Origin of the sequence: Streptomyces sp. NPDC048001 (genome assembly GCF_043203115.1) — a bacterium.
GTDB classification, from domain to species: domain Bacteria; phylum Actinomycetota; class Actinomycetes; order Streptomycetales; family Streptomycetaceae; genus Streptomyces; species Streptomyces sanyensis.
The window spans coordinates 50,473-71,809 of record NZ_JBIDBN010000011.1 but is presented as its reverse complement, the minus strand read 5'-3'; the positions used below and the strand labels follow the sequence as shown (position 1 = coordinate 71,809).

At 73.2% G+C, this 21,337-nt stretch carries 13 protein-coding genes and 1 tRNA gene; 10 read left to right on the top strand and 4 right to left on the bottom strand.

Translation table 11 applies throughout. The annotated features are described in order from the left end of the window. Window positions 1–181 precede the first annotated feature (181 nt). Window positions 182–526 (bottom strand): WhiB family transcriptional regulator, encoded by a 345-nt coding sequence (locus tag ACGF15_RS21150; protein WP_256522631.1) that lies wholly within the window; start codon window positions 524–526, stop codon window positions 182–184. A gap of 649 nt (window positions 527–1,175) precedes the next feature. Here ACGF15_RS21150 and ACGF15_RS21145 point away from each other — a divergent pair. Continuing rightward, on the top strand, window positions 1,176–3,428 hold the full coding sequence (locus ACGF15_RS21145) for a transglycosylase domain-containing protein (RefSeq protein ID WP_392800977.1): 2,253 nt from the start codon (window positions 1,176–1,178) through the stop codon (window positions 3,426–3,428). A 177-nt stretch (window positions 3,429–3,605) separates the two neighbouring features. Here ACGF15_RS21145 and ACGF15_RS21140 read toward each other — a convergent pair whose 3' ends face one another. Continuing rightward, window positions 3,606–4,070, bottom strand: coding sequence for a GatB/YqeY domain-containing protein (locus ACGF15_RS21140; RefSeq protein ID WP_345614395.1), 465 nt, complete (start codon window positions 4,068–4,070; stop codon window positions 3,606–3,608). Window positions 4,071–4,211: 141 nt separating this feature from the next. Between ACGF15_RS21140 and ACGF15_RS21135 the strand changes: the two genes are divergently transcribed. From ACGF15_RS21135 to ACGF15_RS21125, 3 genes are all read left to right on the top strand, one after another. Next, the gene (locus ACGF15_RS21135) at window positions 4,212–5,150 is read left to right on the top strand and encodes a metallophosphoesterase (RefSeq protein ID WP_345614396.1); all 939 of its coding nucleotides are present in this window, start codon (window positions 4,212–4,214) and stop codon (window positions 5,148–5,150) included. A 123-nt stretch (window positions 5,151–5,273) separates the two neighbouring features. Beyond that, window positions 5,274–5,347 (top strand) — tRNA-Pro (locus tag ACGF15_RS21130). Window positions 5,348–6,208: 861 nt separating this feature from the next. Further along, window positions 6,209–8,311, top strand: coding sequence for an N-acetylmuramoyl-L-alanine amidase (locus ACGF15_RS21125; RefSeq protein WP_392801241.1), 2,103 nt, complete (start codon window positions 6,209–6,211; stop codon window positions 8,309–8,311). Window positions 8,312–8,490: 179 nt separating this feature from the next. On the opposite strand, the gene putP is transcribed toward ACGF15_RS21125, so the two are convergent. Next, complete coding sequence (putP, locus tag ACGF15_RS21120) at window positions 8,491–12,099, bottom strand: sodium/proline symporter PutP (protein WP_392800974.1); 3,609 nt, start codon at window positions 12,097–12,099, stop codon at window positions 8,491–8,493. 389 nt (window positions 12,100–12,488) lie between these two features. On the opposite strand from putP, the gene ACGF15_RS21115 reads away from it, so the two are divergent. The 4 genes from ACGF15_RS21115 to ACGF15_RS21100 all read left to right on the top strand — a co-directional run bounded on the left by ACGF15_RS21115 (window position 12,489) and on the right by ACGF15_RS21100 (window position 16,753). After that, window positions 12,489–12,884, top strand: coding sequence for a helix-turn-helix transcriptional regulator (locus ACGF15_RS21115; RefSeq protein ID WP_345611506.1), 396 nt, complete (start codon window positions 12,489–12,491; stop codon window positions 12,882–12,884). 154 nt (window positions 12,885–13,038) lie between these two features. Further along, window positions 13,039–13,869 carry a molybdate ABC transporter substrate-binding protein gene (gene modA, locus ACGF15_RS21110; RefSeq protein WP_392800971.1) on the top strand — a complete coding sequence of 277 codons (831 nt, stop codon included), beginning with the start codon at window positions 13,039–13,041 and terminating at the stop codon, window positions 13,867–13,869. A gap of 155 nt (window positions 13,870–14,024) precedes the next feature. Next, window positions 14,025–16,013, top strand: a complete 1,989-nt coding sequence (locus ACGF15_RS21105) for an ABC transporter permease (protein ID WP_376427127.1) — start codon at window positions 14,025–14,027, stop codon at window positions 16,011–16,013. A gap of 164 nt (window positions 16,014–16,177) precedes the next feature. Further along, window positions 16,178–16,753 carry a TerD family protein gene (locus ACGF15_RS21100; protein ID WP_345611512.1) on the top strand — a complete coding sequence of 192 codons (576 nt, stop codon included), beginning with the start codon at window positions 16,178–16,180 and terminating at the stop codon, window positions 16,751–16,753. 204 nt (window positions 16,754–16,957) lie between these two features. Here ACGF15_RS21100 and ACGF15_RS21095 read toward each other — a convergent pair whose 3' ends face one another. Further along, window positions 16,958–18,016, bottom strand: coding sequence for a helix-turn-helix domain-containing protein (locus ACGF15_RS21095; RefSeq protein WP_345611515.1), 1,059 nt, complete (start codon window positions 18,014–18,016; stop codon window positions 16,958–16,960). Window positions 18,017–18,217: 201 nt separating this feature from the next. Here ACGF15_RS21095 and ACGF15_RS21090 point away from each other — a divergent pair, with 201 nt between their 5' ends. Together ACGF15_RS21090 and ACGF15_RS21085 are read left to right on the top strand one after the other, a co-directional pair. Beyond that, a complete protein-coding gene (locus ACGF15_RS21090) occupies window positions 18,218–18,874 on the top strand; it encodes a hypothetical protein (protein ID WP_392800966.1) in 657 nt (218 codons plus the stop codon). Window positions 18,875–18,978: 104 nt separating this feature from the next. Then, a complete protein-coding gene (locus tag ACGF15_RS21085) occupies window positions 18,979–21,063 on the top strand; it encodes an SPFH domain-containing protein (protein ID WP_362607381.1) in 2,085 nt (694 codons plus the stop codon). Window positions 21,064–21,337: the final 274 nt, after the last annotated feature.

The following is a 21,337-nucleotide window of genomic DNA, read 5'->3' as shown; positions in this document are numbered from 1 at the left end:
CGCCGTCTCCGGGGACCGCCGGGCCGCGCCCTGTACGGGCACGGCCTCCGACCGTCCGGGGTGCGTGCGCCACCCTCCTCGGGAGACACGACGCTGTGCGGATGCGCGACGTGTGGGGTGCGTCTCCTGCGCCGGGGCCACCGCCGAAGCGACGGTCCCGGGATCCGGGGCGCGCGCCGACTCAGCCGGCCGCGGCGTACTCCTCGTAGGTCTCGTCGTCGTCGAGGCCCACGGGGAGGATGCCCGCGCTGCGCTCGTACTCCGTGCGCGCGGTCTCCAGCAACCGCCGCCAGGAGGTGACCGTGGGGCGCCTGCGCAGCAGCGCGCGCCGTTCCCGTTCCGTCATCCCGCCCCACACGCCGAACTCGACGCGGTTGTCGAGCGCATCGGCCAGGCACTCGGTCCGCACCGGGCAACCGGTGCACACCGCCTTGGCCCTGTTCTGCGCTGCCCCTTGTACGAACAGTTCATCCGGATCCGTCGTGCGGCAGGCTGCCTGCGCACTCCAGTCGGTAACCCAGCCCATGCCGGCGCCGTCCTCTCCCGAATCGAGGCTCCCCCACGGCGGTAGCGGCATATTCACCGCTACCAGTCGAGGACGTTACGGAAGGCAGGGACAGCGCAACACCCCCGCGCGGCCCAATCTTGAATGGCCCGAACGGACTATGGGTACGCGGCAGATCACCCAGGGGAGTGACCTGAAGGCATTCGTGAGAAATCCGGAATACCGGGTCGAAATCTCTGTGCAGGGCGAGCATCGCGAGGACATATCCGGAGCACCCGGACAGAACCCCGCCGGATTCGGGAACGGCGGAGTCTGACGTCGAGTTGGTGCACAACCGCACTGATGTGACAGTTGAGAGCAGCTTAGGCCAATGCCTTTGCGCCTGTCCGGCGTTTTTCCCAGGCACCCCCGCACACCCCCGGTGGCCGATACCGCCCCCTTTCGGCACCCTCCGCGACTCGAACACTCCCGGCGCGCCGGGCGGTGCGGGCGCACCGGGAGCGGGCGCCGCTCCCGCCCGCTCCCACCGGCCCGGCCGTTCGCGAACACCGGCGCGCGCGATGCCCCCGCCCCCGCTCCGGCACCCCCGGATGTCACGATCCTGCACTCGAACATCCCGATGGCGGACCGCTCCTCCGAAACGCCCTCGGCGACGGATTAGGCTGCCCTCATGCCAAAGAAGCGCTCGGGCGGCGGTCTGACCGGGACCCAGCAGGCCGCCAAGTTCCTCGGTGTCAGCGTGCTCTCCGGGGCGGTCCTGGCAGGCATCGCCCTGCCGGCCGCAGGGGCGCTGGGACTCGCGGCCAAGGGGACGGTCGAGGGATTCGACGAGATCCCCGCCAATCTCAAGACCCCGCCGCTGAGTCAGCGCACCACGATCCTGGACGCCGACGGCGGGAAGATCGCCTCGGTCTACTCCCGCGACCGCACGGTCGTCCCCCTCAAGGACATCTCGCCCTACATGCAGAAGGCGATCGTCGCGATCGAGGACGCGCGCTTCTACGAGCACGGCGCGGTCGACCTCAAGGGCGTGCTGCGCGCGCTCAACAAGAACGCCCAGGCCGGCGGCGTCTCCGAGGGTGCGTCCACCCTCACGCAGCAGTACGTGAAGAACGTCTTCGTCGAGGAGGCGGGCGACGACCCCGAGAAGGTCGCCGAGGCCACCCAGCAGACCCTCGGCCGGAAGATCCGCGAACTGAAGTACGCGATCCAGGTCGAGGAGGAGCTGGGCAAGAAGAAGATCCTGGAGAACTACCTCAACATCACGTTCTTCGGACAGCAGGCGTACGGCGTCGAGGCCGCGTCGCAGCGCTACTTCTCCAAGTCGGCCAAGGACCTGGAACTGGAGGAGGCCGCCCTGCTGGCCGGCATCGTCCAGTCGCCGAGCCGCTTCGACCCGGTCAACGACGCCGAGGAGGCCACCAAGCGCCGCAACGTCGTGCTCCAGCGGATGGCCGACGTCCAGGACATCTCCCAGGAGGAGGCGGACCGGGCCAAGGCCGACCCCGTCGAGCTCAAGGTCAGCAGACCGAAGAACGGCTGCATCACCGCCGTGAGCGGCGCCGGCTTCTTCTGCGACTACGTCCGCAAGACGATCCTCACCGACCCCGTCTTCGGCAAGACCGAGGAGGAGCGCTCCAAGCTCTGGAACCTCGGCGGCCTGACCGTCCGCACCACCCTGAGCCCCCGCGCCCAGAACGCCGCCAACGAGGCCGCCACGGCGAAGGTCGACAAGACGGACGGGGTCGCGGCCGCCGTCGTGCAGGTCGAACCCGGCACCGGCCGGATCCTCTCCATGGCCCAGTCCCGCCCGTACGGCCTGGACCAGAACAAGCACGAGACGGTGCTCAACCTCTCGGTCGACTCCCGCATGGGCGGCACGACCTACGGCTTCCAGGTCGGGTCCACGTTCAAGCCGATCACGGCGGCCGCGGCGCTGGAGAAGGGCATCAGCCCGGCCCAGACGTTCACGACCGGGTACCAGGTACAGCTCCCGATGCAGTCCTTCACCACCTGCTCCGGCAGCCCCGCGGGCAGTGGCGTCTGGGATCCGTCGAACGAGCTGGAGTCCGAGACGGGCACCTGGGACATGACCTCGGCGCTCGGCAAGTCCATCAACACCTACTTCGCGCACCTGGAGCAGATGGCGGGCCTGTGCGAGACGGTCGAGATGGCCAAGAAGATGGGCTACAAGCGCGGCGACGGCAAGCCGGTCGGCGAGAACCCCGCCATCACCCTCGGCAGCGAGGAGAGCACCCCGCTCGACATGGCCGCGGTCTACGCCACCTTCGCCAACCGGGGCACCTTCTGCACCCCGATCGCGATCGCCTCGATCACCGACGCCAACGGCAAGCGGATCAAGGTGCCCGGCTCCCAGTGCTCGCAGGCGATGAGCGAGCAGACGGCCGACACGGTCAACCAGATGCTCAAGGGCGTGGTCGAGGACGGCACCGGCACCCAGGCCGGGCTCCAGGACCGCGACAACGCCGGCAAGACCGGAACCACCAACGACCGCAAGGACGCCTGGTTCGTCGGCTACACCCCGAACCTGTCCACGGCCGTGTGGGTGGGCGACGACGTCGGCGAGAAGCAGTCGATGTACAACATCACCATCGGCGGCCAGTACTACGCCAAGGTCTGCGGCGGCTGCCTGCCCGGACCGATCTGGCGGATCGCGATGCGCGGCGCGCTGGACGCCTCCGAGACCCCCTCCTTCGCCCCGGTCTCCGTGCCGCGGGCCAAGCCGAAGGAGGACAAGGACGACGGGCGGGACCGGGACCGGAACCGGGAACGCGAGCGGGGCCGGGACGACGGGCGGCCCGGCGGCACCAGCCCCTTCCCCGGCATCAGCATCCCGCCGGACCTGATCGGCGGCGGCAGCAACCGCGGCCAGGGCGGCAACGGCGGCGGGAACGGGCCGTAGCAGCGCGGACATGAGGAGAGGGGACCCGGATTCCGGGTCCCCTCTCCTCATGTCCGCGCACACGTCCGCGGCCCGGGCGGACGGGCTCCCGCCCGGAGCGTGCCCGCGGCACCGGTGGCCCCGGAGCCCGGACTCCGCCGGGAGACCGCGGCCCGTGCACCGGCGGAGTCCCCGGCGTCAGCCCGCCAGGGCCCGCTTCACGGCGGCGGCCACCCGGCCGCCCTCGGCGCGACCGGCCACCTTCGGGTTCACGATCTTCATCACGGCGCCCATCGCGCGGGGGCCCTCCGCGCCCGCGGCCTTCGCCTCCCCGACCGCCTGGGCCACGATTCCGCTCAGCTCCTCGTCCGTGAGCTGCTGCGGCAGATAGGCGTCCAGCACCACTCCCTCCGCCCGCTCCCGCTCGGCCTGCTCGGCCCGGCCGCCCTGAGCGAACGCATCGGCCGCCTCACGGCGCTTCTTCGCCTCCCTGGCGATCACCTTCTGCACCTCGTCGTCGGAGAGTTCACGGGCCGTCTTGCCCGAGACCTCCTCCTTCGTGATCGCGGCGAGGGTCAGCCGGAGCGTCGAGGAGCGCAGTTCGTCGCGGGCCCTGATCGCCTCGGTGAGGTCTTCCTGGAGGGTGGACTTGAGCGTGGTCATGGCGCCAAGTGTGGCAGGTGGGGGCAGCGGACCGCGCTCCCATTTCACCGCCGGGGCGCGGAGCGCACCCCCGACGCCCTCCAGAGGCGCCGGGCGCTTCCCTCACCCCCCGCCCCGGCACGGGTCTGCGACGATGTGACCATGCGCGCACGCCACGGGACACCCCTGAAGATCACCGCAGGAATCATGGCAGCCGGCGCGGCCGGCCTCGTCTACGCCGCCGGGTACGAAGCCCGCTCCTTCCGGTTGCGGCGGGTGAGCGTGCCGGTGCTGCCCCGGGGGGCGCAGCCCCTGAGGGTTCTCCAGGTCTCCGACATCCACATGGTGTGCGGCCAGCGCAAGAAGCGCGCCTGGCTCCAGTCCCTCGCTGGTCTCCGCCCCGACTTCGTCGTCAACACCGGGGACAACCTCTCGGACACCGAGGGGGTGCCCGAGGTGCTGGACGCGCTCGGGCCGCTGATGGAGTACCCGGGCGTCTACGTCTTCGGCTCCAACGACTACTACGGGCCCAAGCTCCGCAACCCCGCCCGCTACCTCCTGGAGAAGGCGCAGGGCCGCCACGGCCTCAACGGCAACGCCCCGGCCGTCGGCGCGGTCCACAACCCCTGGGAGAAGCTGCGTGACGGCTTCGACCAGGCCGGCTGGCTGAACCTGACCAACACCCGCGGCCGCCTGAAGATCGACGGCATGGAGCTCGCCTTCACCGGACTGGACGACCCCCACATCAAGCGCGACCGCTACGAGCAGGTCGCCGGCGGCCCCGAGCCGGACGCGGACCTCTCGCTGGCCGTCGTCCACGCCCCGTACCTGCGCAGCCTGGACGCCTTCACCGGCGACGGCTACCCGCTGGTCCTCGCCGGCCACACCCACGGCGGCCAGCTGTGCATCCCCTTCTACGGGGCCCTGGTCACCAACTGCGACCTGGACACGGGCCGGGCCAAGGGCCTCTCCCGGCACCACCACGGCGGAAACACGGCGTACCTCCACGTGTCCGCGGGCTGCGGCGCCAACCGGTACACCCCGGTGCGCTTCGCCTGCCCCCCCGAGGCCACCCTGCTGACGCTGACCCCGCAGGACTGACCCCGCCCGAGCGATGCCTCCACTCCCCTCCACCAGGGGTGCCCACCGTCGCCCGAAACCGGATTTCGTCTCCGGGCGACGGTGGGCTAAAGTAAACGACGTCGCCGGGACAGTGGGCGACATCGGGGTGTAGCGCAGCTTGGCAGCGCGCTTCGTTCGGGACGAAGAGGTCGTGGGTTCAAATCCCGCCACCCCGACAGGAAATCAAGGGTCAGGCCCGGTACTGAGAGATCAGTACCGGGCCTGACTCGTTCTACCGGGCTCTTCGGAGAGAGACCGGGGCACCCTCGGAACCGCCCCCGGGTACCTCCCTCTACGGACCCCCCGGCATCGCGTCCTGGGCAGTGGCGGGCGGGCCGGGACGCCCCGCCTCCCGCCTCCCGCCTCCCGCCTCCCGCGACCATCGTCCGGGCGGGCCCGTGGCTTCACCCGGATGGCCGCCCTCGGTGAGCTTGCCGCGAACTCGCGCTGCTCGCCTCGCAGTCCGGCATCCGGCGCCCGGGCCCGGACCGCACCGGCAGTGCGCGGAGACGCGCAGCGCCTCGGCGGCCGTCTCGGCTCCCGCCCCCTCTGGGCTGCCCTCGCGGCCCGACCACACCGCCGCCCCGGCCCACGGGGTCCGGGCTGACACGGACATCGCCGGACGCCACGCCCCTGGGAGCGCAATCCATGTGACAGAGATCCGTAGATTCCTGCCCTGAAGCAGACCAGGCATGCCACTCCATTCAAATCATGGCTCGATTTCGACGACTGACGGTGTACGTTCGTGCCGACGGGGAGGGGGAGGCGGCCAGATCGCCTCGTCGCGCCTGGTCAGGGCAGTGTGGAAAGGGTGGGGCTGCGTGAGGCGGCGTCGGTTGTGGGTGGGAGCGGCCGCGGTGGTCGTCGGCGTGGGCGGGGTGCTCTGCTTCCAGGGACCGGCGGGTGCCCCGGACGGTGGCGTCGCTGCGGACGGGAAGAGCGGACCGGTCCGAGCCGACACGCGGACCACGCCGCTCGCGGTGGCCGGCGGAGGGCGCAGCGCCTGGCTTCCGCAGCGGGACACGGACCTGTTCAGCATGCTCGGCGTCACCTGGACCGACGCTGCGGCACGCCTCGGCGGCACGGTCGAGGTCCGTACGCGGTCCGCCGAGTCGGGCACCTGGTCGGCGTGGCTGAGGCTCGACGGGGACAGCGGCCAGGGTGACAGCGGGGCCGCGCGCGGTGGCACCGAGCCGGCCTGGGTGGGGCCCTCGGACGGAGTGGAGGCCCGGTTGCGCGCGGCGGACGGCGCGACGTCGGACCGGCTTCCGGCCGGGCTGCGGCTGGCCATGATCGACCCCGGTACCGGGCGTGCCGCGGCCATGGAACCGGCGGCGTTCGCCGTCGAGGAGTCCCCGGCCCCGGCCGAGGCGACGGGACCGTCGGAGCCGGCCGGAGGGCAGACCGCCTCGACCGGCCCCGGGGGCGCCGAAGCCGACCCGGAGGAGCCGGGTGCCGAGGGGACCCCCGGCGAGCCCGAGTCCGGCGTGTCGGCCGCCCCGTCCGGGACACCGGTCCCGTCCGCGACGCCGAGCGGCACCCCGGCGCCCTCCGTCACCGTGTCCGGATCACCGAGCCCCACGCCGACGGTGAGCGTCCCACCGGGCCCGCCCTCCGGCGTGCCGCAGCCACCGATCACCTCCCGGGCGGACTGGGGCGCGGACGAGTCGATCAGCCCGGAGGAGCCCGGGTACCTGCCCGGCGGGAGGATCAAGGCGGTCGTCGTCCACCACACGGCGGAGTCGAACGGGTACACCTGCGAGCAGGCCCCGGCGGTCGTCCGCGGGATCTACGCGTACCACGTGCAGCAGTTGGGCTGGAAGGACATCGGCTACAACTTCCTCGTCGACAAGTGCGGCACGGTCTACGAAGGCCGCAAGGGCGGTGTCGACCGGCCCGTCCTGGGAGCGCACGCCTACGGTTTCAACTCCGAGACGACCGGGATCTCCGTGCTCGGCGCCTACACCGACACCGCCCCCTCGCAGGCCGCGATGGCCTCCGTGGCGCAGGTGGCCGCCTGGAAGCTCGGCCAGTACGGCGTGGACCCCGCGGGCACCACCACGCTCACCGCGGGTGCGAGCGGCCGGAGTCATGCGGGCAGGACCTGGGAGAGCGGTGCACGGCTGACCTTCCCCGCCGTCCACGGCCATCGCGACGGCTACAACACCCAGTGCCCGGGCGACGCCTTCTACGGCCGGCTCGGCACCGTCCGCTCCTGGGCCGCCGGCCCCGTCACCGGTCTGGCCGTCAGGTCCGTCACGGGCGCAGGGCTGAGCGGTACGACCTACTACACCAGGGCCGGCATCACGGTGAACTGGGCTACCGGCACGCCCTCCTCGTTCGTCTCCCGGTACGAGGTGCTCGTCGACGGCAAGCCCGCCGCCTCCACGGCGGCGACCGCCGCCTCCGCCGAGGTCACCCTGGCCGCCGGCACGCACCAGGTCGCCGTCCGGGCCGTGCACCAGTCCGGAAGGACCGCCACCACACCGGCGGCGACCGTGGTCGCGGAGACCACCGCGCCGGGCTTCTCCACCATGCCGAACCTGGCGCTGCGCACCGGAACGGTCGACACCGCGGCCGTCCCGCTCACGCTGCGGTGGAAGGCCACCGACAACGCCGCGCTGAAGGAGGTGCGCCTCACCGCCCCCGTGACCAGGACGTACGGCCCCACCACCTCCGTCGCCTCCCACACCGCGAGGTCCGGGGCGGCCACGACGTGGAAGGCGACTGCCCGGGACCAGGCGGGCAACGCCCGGTCCGCCTCCGTCACCGGTACCCCCGTCATCCTGCAGGAGACCTCCGCCGCCAGGTCGGGCGCCTGGAGCACCAGGTCGTCCAGCGGCTACCTGGGCGGGAGGTCCTACTCCAGCACGGCCGGGAACGCGAGCCTGACGTGGACCTTCACCGGCCGGTCGGCCGCGTGGGTGGTCTCCCGCGCCTCCGGCTCCGGGCAGGCCCACGTCTACGTCGACGGCGTCAGGGCCGCCACCGTCGACCTGAGGTCGGCCACCACCAGGTACCGCGACGCGATCTGGACCAGGACCTGGAGCACCAGCGCCAAGCACACGGTCAAGATCGTCGTCGTCGGCACCAAGGGCCGCCCCACCGTCACCACCGATGGACTCGTCTACCTCAGGTAGCCCCCGGCCCCCGGGGCACGCCCGCCCGCATCGGCCTCGTTCGCTGTCGCGGGCGGGCCCCTGCACCGGACGAGGCCGGACCGGGGCCCTGTCCGAGGGCCTGCCGCCGGGCCAGGGCGGGCCGCCGGAGCAGCAGGATCGCGGCCGCCGCCGGACCGTCGCGCGCCGGTCCGGCGGCCTCACAGCGACGGGCCGAGGTCCGCTCCCGCACCGAACCCCTCGGCGGGGATGACCTGCTCCGTCCAGATCGTCTTGCCGGTCGCCGTGTAGCGGGTACCCCAGCGCTGGGCGAGCTGGGCCACGATGAGCAGGCCCCGGCCGCCTTCGTCCGTGGTCCGGGCGTGGCGCAGGCGCGGGGAGGTGCTGCTGGCGTCGGAGACCTCGCAGATCAGGCCCCGGTCCCGGATCAGCCGGAGCGAGACCGGTCCCTCCGCATGGCGGATGCCGTTGGTGACCAGCTCGCTGACGATGAGTTCCGTGGTGAACGCGAGCTCGTCCATGCCCCACTCGGCCAGCTGCCGGCCGGCGAGCGTGCGGGCCTGCGCCACGGCGGCCGGGTCGCTCGGCAGCTCCCAGGAGGCGACCTGGTCGGGGGGCAGGCCCTTGGTCCGGGCGAGCAGCAGCGCAGCGTCGTCGGACGGGGGCCCCGCGAGCAGGGCGTCGACCGCCCTGCGGCCGATCTCCCCGAGCGCCGGTCCGCCCTCCGCCAGGGTGTCGCCCAGGCGGGAGAGCCCGATGTCGATGTCCCGGTCGTAGCTCTCGATGAGGCCGTCGGTGTAGAGGGCGAGGAGGCTGCCCTCGGCCAGCTCCAGTTCGACGGACTCGAAGGGGAGGTATCCGAGCCCGAGGGGCGGCCCGGCGGGCAGGTCGAGGAGGTCGGCACCGCCGTCCGGGCCGACCACCACGGGCGGGAGGTGCCCGGCCCGGGCCATCGTGCACCTTCTGCTGACCGGGTCGTACACGGCGTACAGGCAGGTGGCGCCGAGGAACGCGGCGCCCACGGTCTCGTCCTCGGCCTCGGTCGGCTCGTTGCCGTCGTCCGCCCCGATCAGGCCGATGACCAGGTCGTCGAGGTGCGCCAGTACCTCGTCCGGGGCGAGGTCCAGCTTCGCGAGCGTACGGACGGCGGTGCGCAGCCGGCCCATGGTGGTCGCCGCGTTCATGCCGTGGCCGACGACGTCGCCGACCACGAGGGCGACCCGTGCCCCCGAGAGCGGGATCACGTCGAACCAGTCGCCGCCCACACCGCTCGGGGCGTCCGCCGGGAGGTACCAGGAGGCGACGTCCAGTGCGGAGCCGCCCGTCAGCTTCTGCGGGAGCAGTGCGCGCTGCATCGAACGGGCCGCGGTGCGCTCGCGGGTGAAGCGGCGCGCGTTGTCGATGCTGACCGCGGCGCGGGAGACGATCTCCTCGGCGAGGCGTACGTCGTCCTCCTCGAAGGGGCCCGCCTCCCTCGTCCGGCCGAAGGTCGCCACGCCCAGGGTGACGCCGCGGGACCGGACGGGCACCACCATCAGCGAGCGGAATCCGAAGGCGCGGACGCAGTCGCCCAGGGCGTGGTCCTCGCTGAGCCAGGTGCTGGTGGAGTGGTCCAGGGAGCGTTCCACCAGGGTCCTGCTCTCCAGCAGGCAGCGGGCCACGGGCGAGGACGGCGCGCGCTGCACCGCCGCGCCGACGGCCAGGGTCCCTTCCGGCCAGCCGTCGTGCGTCGACCGCCGCGCCGCGCGGCGGATCACGGGGGTCATGCCAACGGGTCCGGGGGCCGGTTCCTCGCCCCGCATGACCGTGTCCAGCAGGTCGACCGCGGCGAAGTCGGCGATGGAGGGCACGGCCGCGTCGGACAGCTCCTGGGCGGTCCGCGTCACGTCCAGGGTGCTGCCGATCCCGGCTCCGGCTTCGTTCAGCAGGGCCAGGCGCTCCTGCGCCCGCCAGCGCTCGGTGACATCGATGATCATGTACCAGATGCCCACCGTGCGCCCCTGGCGGTCCTTCATGGTGAAGAAGGAGGCGGAGTAGGCCCGCTCCCGGTGGGGGTCGGTGCGGCTGGCGCCGCGGAACTCGTGGTCCATCACCGGCCGGCCGGTCCTGAGCACCGTCCGCATGCACTCCTCGAAGTCCTCCGCGTCCTGTTCGGGCAGGACCTCCCTCACCTCCCGCCCCAGCCGCTGCGTGAGCGGGACCATGCGGTCCAGCGGTTCGTTCACCCAGACGTAGCGCAGGTCCGTGTCCAGGACGGCGATGCCGACCGGTGCATGGGTGAGGAACGGGGTGAGAATCAGCTGGTTGACCCCTCCGCCGGGCATCCGCCAGAAGGCCTGCTTGGGTGGTCTGCCGACGAATCTGCCGAAGAGCAGTGCGGCGAGTGTGGCGACCAGCACGCCAGGGACCATCTCGTAGATGTCCGACTCCAGCGGCCCGAGCAGGGGGTTGATCCGGTCCCAGAGGAGCACCGTGGCCGCGCCCGAGACGATTCCGGCCATGGCCCCCGCCCAGGTCATGCGCGGCCAGTACAGCGAGAGCAGGACGACCGGGCCGAAGGCGGCTCCGAAGCCCGCCCAGGCGTAGGCGACGATGCTCAGCAGCCCGTCGCCTCTGAGCGCGATCGCGTAGGCGACCAGGATGACCACGACGACGGCCCCGCGCCCCACCCAGACCAGTGCCCTGTCGGTGGCGCGGCGGTTGAGCAGGGCGCGGTAGAAGTCCTCGGTGAGGGCGACGGAGGACACCAGGAGCTGGCTGTCCGCGGTCGACATGATCGCGGCCAGCACGGCGATCAGCATCAGCCCGGAGACCCAGGGGTTGAGCAGGGTCTGGCTCAGCACGATGTACACGGTGTCCGGGTCCGCGAGCGGCGGGCTGATCCGTCCGATGCCGACGAGGCCGATGAGCGTGGCGCCGCCGAGGACGACGACGACCCAGCCCGTTCCGATGCGGCGGGCCGCGGGGATGGCGCGGATGCTGCGGATGCCCATGAAGCGGGCCAGGATGTGCGGCTGGCCGAAGTAGCCCAGGCCCCAGGCGAGCAGCGAGACGATGGCGACGGCGCCGAGCGAGCCGCCCGCCGACCACTCGCCGTCCGTGAAGCGGACGTCAGCGCCCAGTTCGAGCAGCCCCGGTGTCCTGTCGTCGAGGGCGTCGCGCAGCTCCCCGAAGCCGCCGAGTGTGGTGACGCCGACCAGCGCGAGCACCAGCAGGGCGAGGAACATCAGCGTGCCCTGGAGCACATGGGTGAGGCTCACGGCGAGGAAGCCGCCGAGGCAGGAGTAGATGACGATCACCAGGGCGGTGAGGGTCACGCCGAGCCCGAAGCGGAGGTCGAAGACGTTGGTGAACAGCAGCCCGCCCGCCACCAGGCCGCTGGCGACGTAGACGGTGAAGAAGACCAGGGTGACCGCGGCCGAGGCCATCCGGAGCACCCGGGTGCGGTCCTCGAACCGCTCCTCCAGGTACGCGGACAGGCTCACGGCGTTCCCGGCCCGTTCGGTGTAGGTGCGCAGCCGGGGGGCGACGACCAGCCAGTTGAGGTAGGTGCCGATGATCAGTCCGACGGCGATCCAGCCGGCGCCCAGGCCGGCCGCGTACACCGCTCCGGGGAGTGCGAGGAACAGCCAGCCGGACATGTCGCTGGCCCCCGCGGACAGGGCGGCGACGAGCGAGGTGAGCCGGCGGCCCCCCAGGGCGAAGTCGGTGAACGTGTGCGTGCGTGCGTACGCCCAGACACCTGTGGCGATCATGGCGATCACGTACACGACGAACATGGCCACGATCGGCGCGCTCAAGTCGAACATACGGCCCTCGTCTGCGAGGCTCCTGCGCGTCGGCGCGACCGTGTGCGCGCCTGGCAGCGGCGTACCCGCGGTACAAATCTACACATCCGGGTTGACGGTGGGCGACTTGGTCACCGGCAGGGGCACGGAGTCGGATGCGCCGGCCGGACCCGGTGGCCGGGGCCCCGCTGTCAGCACTCCCGGCCCGCTCCGGCGCGGAGACCCCGCCCGGGCACGCCCCTCCGCCGCCGCGGCGGGGCGGCCCGGGGCCGCCGCTCGCCCTCGCGCCCCTTGCACGCCGGGCACCTGCGCCGACGGCGATGGAGCAAGGTCCGAGGATCACGGCATCTGCCATGTGCGATCACCCGAATGCTTGCAGATGCGACCTTCAAGGGCCTAGGTTGACGCATATGCAGTCCTACACCATCGGGCAGGCGGCCCGTCTGCTCGGCGTCAGTGCCGACACCGCGCGCCGCTGGGCCGATGCGGGCCGCGTCGCGACCCACCGCGACGACAGCGGCCGACGCCTGATCGACGGCCGCGACCTGGCCGCCTTCTCGGTCGAGGTGGCCCGGAGCAGCGCCACCGAGGACGAGGTGCCGTACACCACGGCCCGGAACGCCTTCGCCGGGATCGTCACCGCGGTGAAGCTCGGCGACGTGGCCGCCCAGGTCGAGGTCCAGGCCGGGCCGCACCGCCTCGTCTCCCTGCTGACCAGGGAGGCCGTCGAGGAACTGGGGCTGGAGGTCGGCATGCGGGCCACCGCCCGGGTGAAGTCGACCAACGTCCACATCGACCGCGCCTGAGCGTCCGCTCCGCTCGGGCGGCCCACCGGGGCCCGTGCCCCGCGCCGGGCCCGACGGGCGGTCGCACCGCAGCGGCGTCGCCCGTCACCGGCGCAGCGCTTCGCCATCCGCCCCGGGCGGTCCCGCCGCCCGCGTCCCCAAGGAGCAGCTCGCCATGTCCCTTCCCTCCTCCCCCTCCCGGCGACGTGTGGCGACGGCCCTGGCCGCCGCCCTGCTGCTCGGCCCGCTGGCCGCCTGCGGTGGTGGTGGTGGCGGTGGCGGGAGCGACGCGGCGGGGACGTCCGGCGGAGCGTCCGCCGAAGGGACCGCGGGGGCCGCCCGGGCGCAGCTCACCGTGCTCGCCGCCGCCTCGCTCACCGATGTCTTCGAGCAGGTCGGCGCCGCCTACGAGGAGGCCCACCCCGGCACGGAGATCACCTTCTCCTTCGCCGGCTCGCAGGAACTCGCGGCGCAGGTGCGCCAGGGCGCTCCCGCGGACGCGATCGTCACGGCCGACACGGCGACCATGGACGGCCTCGCCGCGGAGACCGGGGACCCGGCCGTCATCGCGAAGAACCGCCTGGTGATCGCGACGGAGCAGGGGAACCCGCACGGGATCGACGCGCTGGAGGACCTGGCCGACCCCGATCTGACGGTGGTGCTCGCGGCGCCCGAGGTCCCCGTGGGCCGGTACAGCCGGCAGATCCTCGACGCCCGGGCGGTCACCGTGCGGCCGGTGTCGCAGGAGCCGAGCGTGCGCGCCGTGCTGAGCAAGGTCGCGCTCGGCGAGGCGGACGCGGGACTCGTCTACCGCACCGACACCGCGGCGGCCGCCGACACGGTCGACGCCGTGGAGATCCCGGATGCGCAGAACGCGATCGCCGAGTACCCGGCGGCGACCCTGGACGCCTCGGAGCACGCGGCCGCGTCCGGGGCCTTCGTCGCCTGGCTGTCCGGGCCCGAGGCGCAGAGGATCCTGCAGGCCGCGGGCTTCCAGCGGCCGTAGCCTGCGGGAAGCGGCCAGCGTCCCCGGCCGGACGGCCCGGGACGACCGTGCGACCAAGGAGTCCGAGGACCGTGACGCGACCGCTCGCCCGCTTCCGTCGCCCGGAGGGCCGCAGCCGGTCCGAAGGGCCGGTTCGCAGCCGTGTCCCGCTTCCCCTGGCGATCCCCGCGGCGCTGGCCGTCGGTCTGCTCGTCCTGCCGCTCGCCGGGGTCCTCGCCCGTACCGAGTGGAGCGAGCTGGGCACCCATCTGACCAGCTCCGGCACCACACAGGCGCTGCGGCTGTCGGTCGTGGTCTCCTTCTGGGCCCTCGGCCTGTCGCTCGTCCTCGGGGTGCCGCTCGCCTGGCTGCTGGCCCGTGTGCCCTTCCCGGGCAAGGCCGTGGTGCGCTCGCTGGTGCTGCTGCCGATGGTGCTGCCGCCCACCGTGGGCGGTGTGGCACTGCTGCTGGCCTTCGGCAGACGGGGGCTCCTCGGGCCGTGGCTGGAGGACGCCTTCGGCCTGACGCTGCCCTTCCACACCTCCGGCGCGGTGCTGGCGGCCACCTTCGTGGCGATGCCGTTTCTGGTGATCAGCCTCGAAGGGGCACTGGGCGGGCTGCGGCCCCGGTACGAGGAGACCGCGGCCTCGCTCGGCGCCTCGCCGCTGCGGGTCTTCCTCACCGTGACGCTGCCGATGGTGGCACCGGGGCTGCTCGCAGGGGCGGCGCTGACCTGGGCTCGGGCTCTCGGCGAGTTCGGCGCGACGATCACTTTCGCGGGGAACCTGCCGGGGACGACGCAGACGCTGCCGCTCCAGGTGTACCTGCTCCTCCAGGAGCAGCCCGCGGCCGCGACCTCGGTGAGCCTGCTGCTGCTCGCCGTGGCCATGGCCGTGCTGGTCGCGCTGCGCGGCCGCTGGACGGGCACCCCGGCGGGCGGCGGCGACCGGCGCCGGGGCCGCGCCGCGGAGGCGGGTCCCGGGCCGGGGGACGGGGCGGGCCCGGGGGACGGGGCGGCGGGCGGGGCCGCGAGCCGGAGGGAACCGCCCGGGGCGGGGGTGAGGGAGCCGGGGCCCGGGCAGGGGAACCCGGAGGCCCGGGGGGAACCCGCGGCGGACGGCGCGCAGGAGCGCTGGGCGCTGCACGCCGAGGTGACCGGCTTCGACGAGCTGACCCTGGACGCCCCGGCGGGCACCACCATCGCGGTCGTCGGCCCCAACGGTGCGGGGAAGACGACCCTGCTGCGCGCGCTGCTGGGCCTGACCGACCGCTCCTCGGCGGTGCTGGTGCTCGGCGGGTCCGATGTGACGGCACGGCCGCCGCACCGCCGGGGGGTCGCCTGGGTCCCGCAGGACGGCGCACTGTTCCCGCATATGACGGCACTGGCCAACACGGCCTACGGACTGCGGGCCCGGGGAGTGGGCCGGGCGCAGGCCCGCCGGAGCGCGCAACGGTGGCTGGACCGGCTCGGTGTGGGCGACCTGGCGGGACGCCGCCCGGGTCAGCTCTCCGGTGGCCAGGCCGGGCGGGTGGCCCTGGCGCGGGCGCTCGCGGCCCGGCCCCGGCTGCTGCTGCTCGACGAGCCGCTGGCCGCACTCGACCAGACCACCCGGGCACAGGTGCGCCACACGCTGCGGACGCACCTCGCGGGCTACGGGGGCGTCTGCCTGATCGTGACCCACGATCCCGTCGAGGCGGTCTCGCTGGCCGACCGCGTGCTGGTGCTGGACGGGGGGCGGGCGCTGCAGGACGGACCGCCCGAGGAGGTGACCCGGCATCCCCGCTCGGTGTGGGTGGCGCGGATGCTGGGCCGCAATGCCTGGTCCGGCACGGCGACGGAGCAGGGGCTCGCGCTGCCGGGCGGCGGGGTGCTGGTCGCGGCGGACCCGCCGCCGACGGGCGCGGAGGCTCTGGCGATCATCCCCCCCGAGGCGGTGGCGCTCCACCGGGAGCGGCCGGGCGGGAGTCCGCGCAACGTCTGGCCGGGCGTGGTCAGGGAGATGACCGTCTCGGGGAGCCGGCTGCGGGTGCTGGTCGCCTCCCCGGGCGTGCCGGACCTGGTCGCGGAGGTGACGCCGCAGGCCGCCGCGGAGCTGGGACTGGCGGACGGGGTCGAGGTGTGGACCAGCGTCAAGGCCACCGAGGTGACGACCGTGGTGCGCTGAGCGGGGCGCGATCGCCGGGGGACCGCCGCCCGGATAGGCCGCACGGGTGAAATGAGTACTTCCTCGCGGCAGCGGGAACCGGGCGGGGAGGCCGGGCGTTGGTCCGGTTGGGCAAAGGAATCGTCAAGTGGCGCTGCCCGCGCCGGATTGAGCAGGGGATTTCCATGGGTGTGAGCCTTTCCAAGGGCGGCAATGTCTCGCTGACCAAGGAGGCCCCCGGCCTGTCCGCGGTGATCGTGGGACTCGGCTGGGACGTACGGACCACCACGGGCACGGACTTCGACCTGGACGCCAGCGCCCTCCTGGTCGATGCGGGCGGCAAGGTCCTGAGCGACCAGCACTTCGTCTTCTTCAACAACCTCAAGAGCCCGGACGGTTCGGTCGAGCACACCGGCGACAACCTCACGGGCGAGGGCGAGGGCGACGACGAGCAGATCAAGGTCGACCTGGCGAACGTGGCCGCCCAGGTGGACAAGATCATCTTCCCGGTGTCGATCCACGAGGGCGAGAGCCGGAGCCAGTCCTTCGGCCAGGTGCGCAATGCGTTCATCCGCGTGGTCAACCAGGCGGGCGGTGCGGAGCTGGCCCGCTACGACCTCAGCGAGGACGCCTCGACGGAGACGGCCATGGTCTTCGGCGAGCTGTACCGCAGCGGCGCGGAGTGGAAGTTCCGTGCCGTGGGACAGGGCTACGCCTCCGGACTGCGCGGTATCGCACAGGACTTCGGCGTCAACATCTGATCCGGCGGGCGGGACGACCCGGCTCGCGGATCCCCGGTCGGCGGCGCCCGCGCGGGCCGGCCGGCAGCCGAGACCGGGCGTTCCGTCCCCGGGGCGCGGCCGGGCGGACCGGAGCCGGTGCGCGAGGCCGGCCGCCGCTCCGGTGCGGGTGCCCTGGCTGGCTCGTGCCGGGCCCCGTGCCGGAGCGGCGGCACGGCCCCGGGCTCAGAGGTCCTTCTTCGGCCAGTCCAGCAGGCGGGCTCCGATGGCCGCCGTCTGCAGCATGAAGCGGTGCTGGGGATCGGTCGGGTCGGCACCCGTGAGCTGGTGGATCCGCTCCAGCCGGTAGGTGAGGGCGCGCACGCTCAGGCTGAGCCGGCGGGCGGCCTGGGCGGAGACGCAGCCTGCGTCGAAGTAGGCGTGGAGGGTCTCCAGCAGGGGCTCGGCCCCTCCGCGCGCCTCCCGCAGCGGGCCGAGGGCGCTGCGCACCAGGTCGGCCATCGCCTCGCGGTCGCGGGTGAGCACGGGGTAGACCAGCAGATCGGCCGCGTAGAGCACGGGCTCGTGGAGCTGCATCCGGTCCGCGAGCTTCAGGGCGTTCAGCGCCTCCTCGTAGGAGCGGACGACGCCTCCGGGGCCCGGGTGCGGTCGTCCGATCGCGGCCCGCCCGGTCCCCTCGGTGACCGCGTACGCCTGCTTGGCGAAGTAGCGCACCACCTCCTCCTGGTCGCCGGGGGCGATGCAGATGAGGCGGTCGTCCTTGGTCGTGAGCAGGATGCGGCGGTCGCCGAAACGGGCGAAGAGCGCCGCGTCGACCCGGCGGGTCACCGGGTGGGTGTCGTCGTACGCCTCGGAGCCCACGGCCACGCCCACGGCGTGCGCATGGGCGAGCCGCAGCCCGAACCGCTCGGCACGCTGGGCCATCCTGCCCGCCTCACCTCGCCCGTGGAGCAGGTCGTCGATGAACTCCCGCCGGGCCGCCTCCTCCTTGCGGACGGCGAGGCGCTGCGCTCTCTCGTAGCCCTCGGCGAAGGCGTCCACGGCCTGCTGGACGGCCGCCAGCACCCGGTCGGGAGCCGTGGTGTCGGGCCAGGAGGAGCGTGTGGCGGCCAGATGCCCGATGACCAGGGCGCGCAGCCCGTGCCCCGCCTCGGCCGCATGCTCGCCCAGTGCGCGGCGGCTCTCCAGTTCGTCGCGGTTGAGCCGCCTGCCCGTCCGGCCGACGGCGGCGAGGATCTCGGCGTACCCCTCCAGATACGCGTCCCAGATCTCCTGTGTCGTCATCTCCCTTGCCCCGTCCCCCTGTTGGCGCGGGCCGGGCGTCCGGGCACCCCCGGCAGCCTACCCGGCATAAAGAATGCATCAACACTGCCGGAATCCGGCAATGTAATCAAGCCCATCCGGCTGTCACCATGGGAGGGCACCGGCCGGCAACGGAAGCCGGATGCTGCGAACCGGCAATATGGCAGGGAGGGGGGTGGAGCGGTGAACGAGTTCCTTTCGGCCGTGGCCGCCTTCCCCACCGCCCTCTTCAGCGCCGCTCTCGCGGTCGTCGTCGTCTTCTGGTTGCTCGTGCTCCTCGGCGCCGCGGAACCGGGGGCCTTCGACGCCGACGTGGAGTCGGCGGGGGCCGGATCCGCGGGCCTCGCGGGGGTACCCGTCGCCGTCGCGGCGTCGCTGCTGATCGTCCTGGCCTGGTTCACCAGCCTCTGCGGCGCCGTCCTGCTGCACAGATCCGGGCTCACGGGCCTCCCGCACGCGGCGCTCGCCTGCACGGTCCTGCTGCTCGCATGCCTGGTCTCCTGGCGGGTGACCCGAAGACTCGTGCGGCTGCTCGCGAAGCTCTTCCCCGAGGAACGCGGGCCGTCCCGGCACGACTTCATCGGAATGACGTGCACCATCCGCACCGGTCGCGTGGACACCCGGTTCGGCCAGGCCGAGGTCACGGCCCCGGACGGCTCCACCGCCCTGGTCCAGGTGCGGCAGCCGGCACCCGGCGGCCCGGCCGAGGACGGGCCCGCGCTGTCCGCGGGCGCCACCGCCCTGCTCTACGCCTTCGACGAGGACGGCGAGTTCTTCTGGGTCGCGCCCTTCTCCCCCTTCGGGGAACTGCCCGGCACCGGCATGCCGACCGCCGCCTGAAGCACCCGCCCCCCGCCGTACCCCTCCCGCCGGTCCCGGGCCGGCGCCCCTGCGCCGCCACGGCGCGGCCGCCCCCTTCGACCACCGCTCACCCGAGGACTCCCATGGACTCCATCTCCGCAGGCATCGGCGTGCTCGTCGCCGCCGTCCTGCTCATCGCCGTAGGCCTGCTGCTCGTCGTGACCCGCCTGTTCCGCAAGGTCGAGCAGGGCAAGGCACTGATCGTCTCCAAGATGCGGAAGGTGGACGTCACCTTCACCGGTCAGGTCGTCCTGCCGGTGCTGCACAAGGCCGAGATCATGGACATCTCGGTGAAGACGATCGACATCACCCGCGCCGGGCGCGACGGCCTCATCTGCCGCGACAACATCCGCGCCGACATCCGGATCTCGTTCTTCGTCCGCGTCAACAAGACCGTCGAGGACGTCGTCAAGGTCGCCCAGGCGATCGGCACCGCCCGGGCCAGCGACAAGGACACGCTGCAGGAGCTGTTCAACGCCAAGTTCTCCGAGGCGCTGAAGACGGTCGGCAAGCAGATGGACTTCACCGACCTCTACACCAAGCGGGACGAGCTGCGGGACCGGATCATCCAGGTGATCGGCACCGACCTCAACGGCTACAGCCTGGAGGACGCGGCCATCGACTACCTGGAGCAGACCCCGCTCAAGCAGCTCGACCCCTCGAACGTCCTCGACGCCCAGGGCATCCGGAAGATCACGGAGCTGACGGCGGCGGAGCACGTGCGCACCAACGAGTACCAGCGCACGGAGGAGAAGGAGATCACCCGGCAAAACGTCGACGCCCGGGAGGCCATCCTGGAGCTGGAGCGCCGGCAGGCGGACGCCGAGATCAAGCAGCGGCGCGAGATCGACACCGTGCGGGCCCGCGAGGAGGCCGAGACCGCGCGGGTCGTGGAGGAGGAGCGGCTGCGCTCCCAGTCCGCGTTCCTGCGGACGGAGGAGCAGCTGGGCGTCCAGCGCGAGAACCAGGCGCGGGAGGTGGCCGTCGCGGGCAAGAACCGCGAGCGGGTCATCGCCATCGAGAACGAGCGCATCGAGAAGGACCGCCTGCTGGAGGTCATCGCCCGGGAGAGGGAGACCTCGCTGACCAGGATCGCCGCCGACAAGGAGGTCGAGGCGGAGCGCCGCGAGATCGCCGAGGTGGTGCGCGAGCGGGTCGCCGTGGACCGGACGGTCGCCGAGCAGGAGGAGTCCATCAAGCGGCTGCGCGCGGTGGAGGAGGCCGAGCGGGAGCGCCAGGCCCTCGTCATCGCGGCCGAGGCCGAGGCGCAGGAGAAGCTGGTCAAGGACATCAAGGCGGCGGAGGCCGCGGAGCAGGCCGCGGTGCACCGTGCGGCCGAGGAGCTCACGCTGGCGGAGGCCCGTGTGAAGTCGGCCGACCTCGACGCCCGCGCCAAGATCCGGCTGGCGGAGGGTGTCCAGGCGGAGGCGGCGGCCGAGGGCCTCGCCGCGGCGCAGGTCCGCGAGAGGGAGGCGGACGCGATCGAGCGGACCGGTCGTGCCGAGGCCGAGGCGGCCCAGGCCCGGCTGCTGGCCGAGGCGGAGGGCGTCCGCGCCCAGGGCGCAGCGAACGCGGCCGCCATCGGCGAGAAGCTGCGGGCGGAGGCGGCCGGCCTCACCGAGAAGGCGGCGGCGATGGCAGCGCTGGACGAGGCCTCGCGCGGACACGAGGAGTACCGGCTGCGCCTGGAGGCGGAGAAGGACATCCGCCTGGCCGGGCTGGACGTGCAGCGCCAGGTCGCGGAGGCGCAGGCGACGGTGCTCGCCACCGGTCTGGAGAACGCCGACATCAACATCGTCGGAGGGGAGTCGGTCTTCTTCGACCGGATCATGTCCTCGGTCGCGCTCGGCAAGGGCGTGGACGCCTTCGTCTCCAACTCGCAGACGGCCCGGACCCTGGCGGGGCCGTGGCTGGACGGATCCTCCAGCTTCACCGACGACCTGACGTCCGTCCTGCGCGGCGTCTCCACCGGCGACGTGCAGAACCTGACGGTGTCCGCGCTGCTGACGGGACTCATGCGGTCCGGTGGGACCGGCGGCGCCCAGCTCGGCCGGCTGCTGGAGGAGGCCGACCGCCTGGGCCTGGCGGACCTGCCGCTGGCCTCCGTCCTCGGCGGATCGAAGCCCGCCGCCGAGAACGCCCCCCTGAACGGCGCGTCGCACAGCTGACGGCGCGCCGCGGGGCCCGGTACTGACCCACGGGGGTGGACAGTACCGGGCCCCGCACCCGACCGGGGCCGGGCGCCCCGGCCCCGGGCCGGATCCCCGGATCGCGGCCGCACCGCCACCGCCACCGCCCCGGCACGAGGCCCGGCGGACCCGGGGACCCGTCCCACCCGCACGGGCGCCCGACCGCGGCCGCCCGCGGAGCACGGCCGGCCCGGGCGCCCGACCGGCGGACCCGACGGTCCGAGCCCTCTCCGGAGGCCGACGCAGGAAAGCG

Bases quoted from the DNA above. Each gene is read 5' to 3' on its own strand.
- ACGF15_RS21085 (WP_362607381.1), top strand. From the start codon at position 18,979: ATGGACTCCATCTCCGCAGGCATCGGCGTGCTCGTCGCCGCCGTCCTG.
- ACGF15_RS21115 (WP_345611506.1), top strand. From the start codon at position 12,489: ATGCAGTCCTACACCATCGGGCAGGCGGCCCGTCTGCTCGGCGTCAGT.
- putP (WP_392800974.1), bottom strand. From the start codon at position 12,099: ATGTTCGACTTGAGCGCGCCGATCGTGGCCATGTTCGTCGTGTACGTG.
- ACGF15_RS21140 (WP_345614395.1), bottom strand. From the start codon at position 4,070: ATGACCACGCTCAAGTCCACCCTCCAGGAAGACCTCACCGAGGCGATC.
- ACGF15_RS21135 (WP_345614396.1), top strand. From the start codon at position 4,212: ATGCGCGCACGCCACGGGACACCCCTGAAGATCACCGCAGGAATCATG.
- ACGF15_RS21150 (WP_256522631.1), bottom strand. From the start codon at position 526: ATGGGCTGGGTTACCGACTGGAGTGCGCAGGCAGCCTGCCGCACGACG.
- modA (WP_392800971.1), top strand. From the start codon at position 13,039: ATGTCCCTTCCCTCCTCCCCCTCCCGGCGACGTGTGGCGACGGCCCTG.
- ACGF15_RS21125 (WP_392801241.1), top strand. From the start codon at position 6,209: ATGCTCGGCGTCACCTGGACCGACGCTGCGGCACGCCTCGGCGGCACG.
- ACGF15_RS21095 (WP_345611515.1), bottom strand. From the start codon at position 18,016: ATGACGACACAGGAGATCTGGGACGCGTATCTGGAGGGGTACGCCGAG.
- ACGF15_RS21145 (WP_392800977.1), top strand. From the start codon at position 1,176: ATGCCAAAGAAGCGCTCGGGCGGCGGTCTGACCGGGACCCAGCAGGCC.
- ACGF15_RS21100 (WP_345611512.1), top strand. From the start codon at position 16,178: ATGGGTGTGAGCCTTTCCAAGGGCGGCAATGTCTCGCTGACCAAGGAG.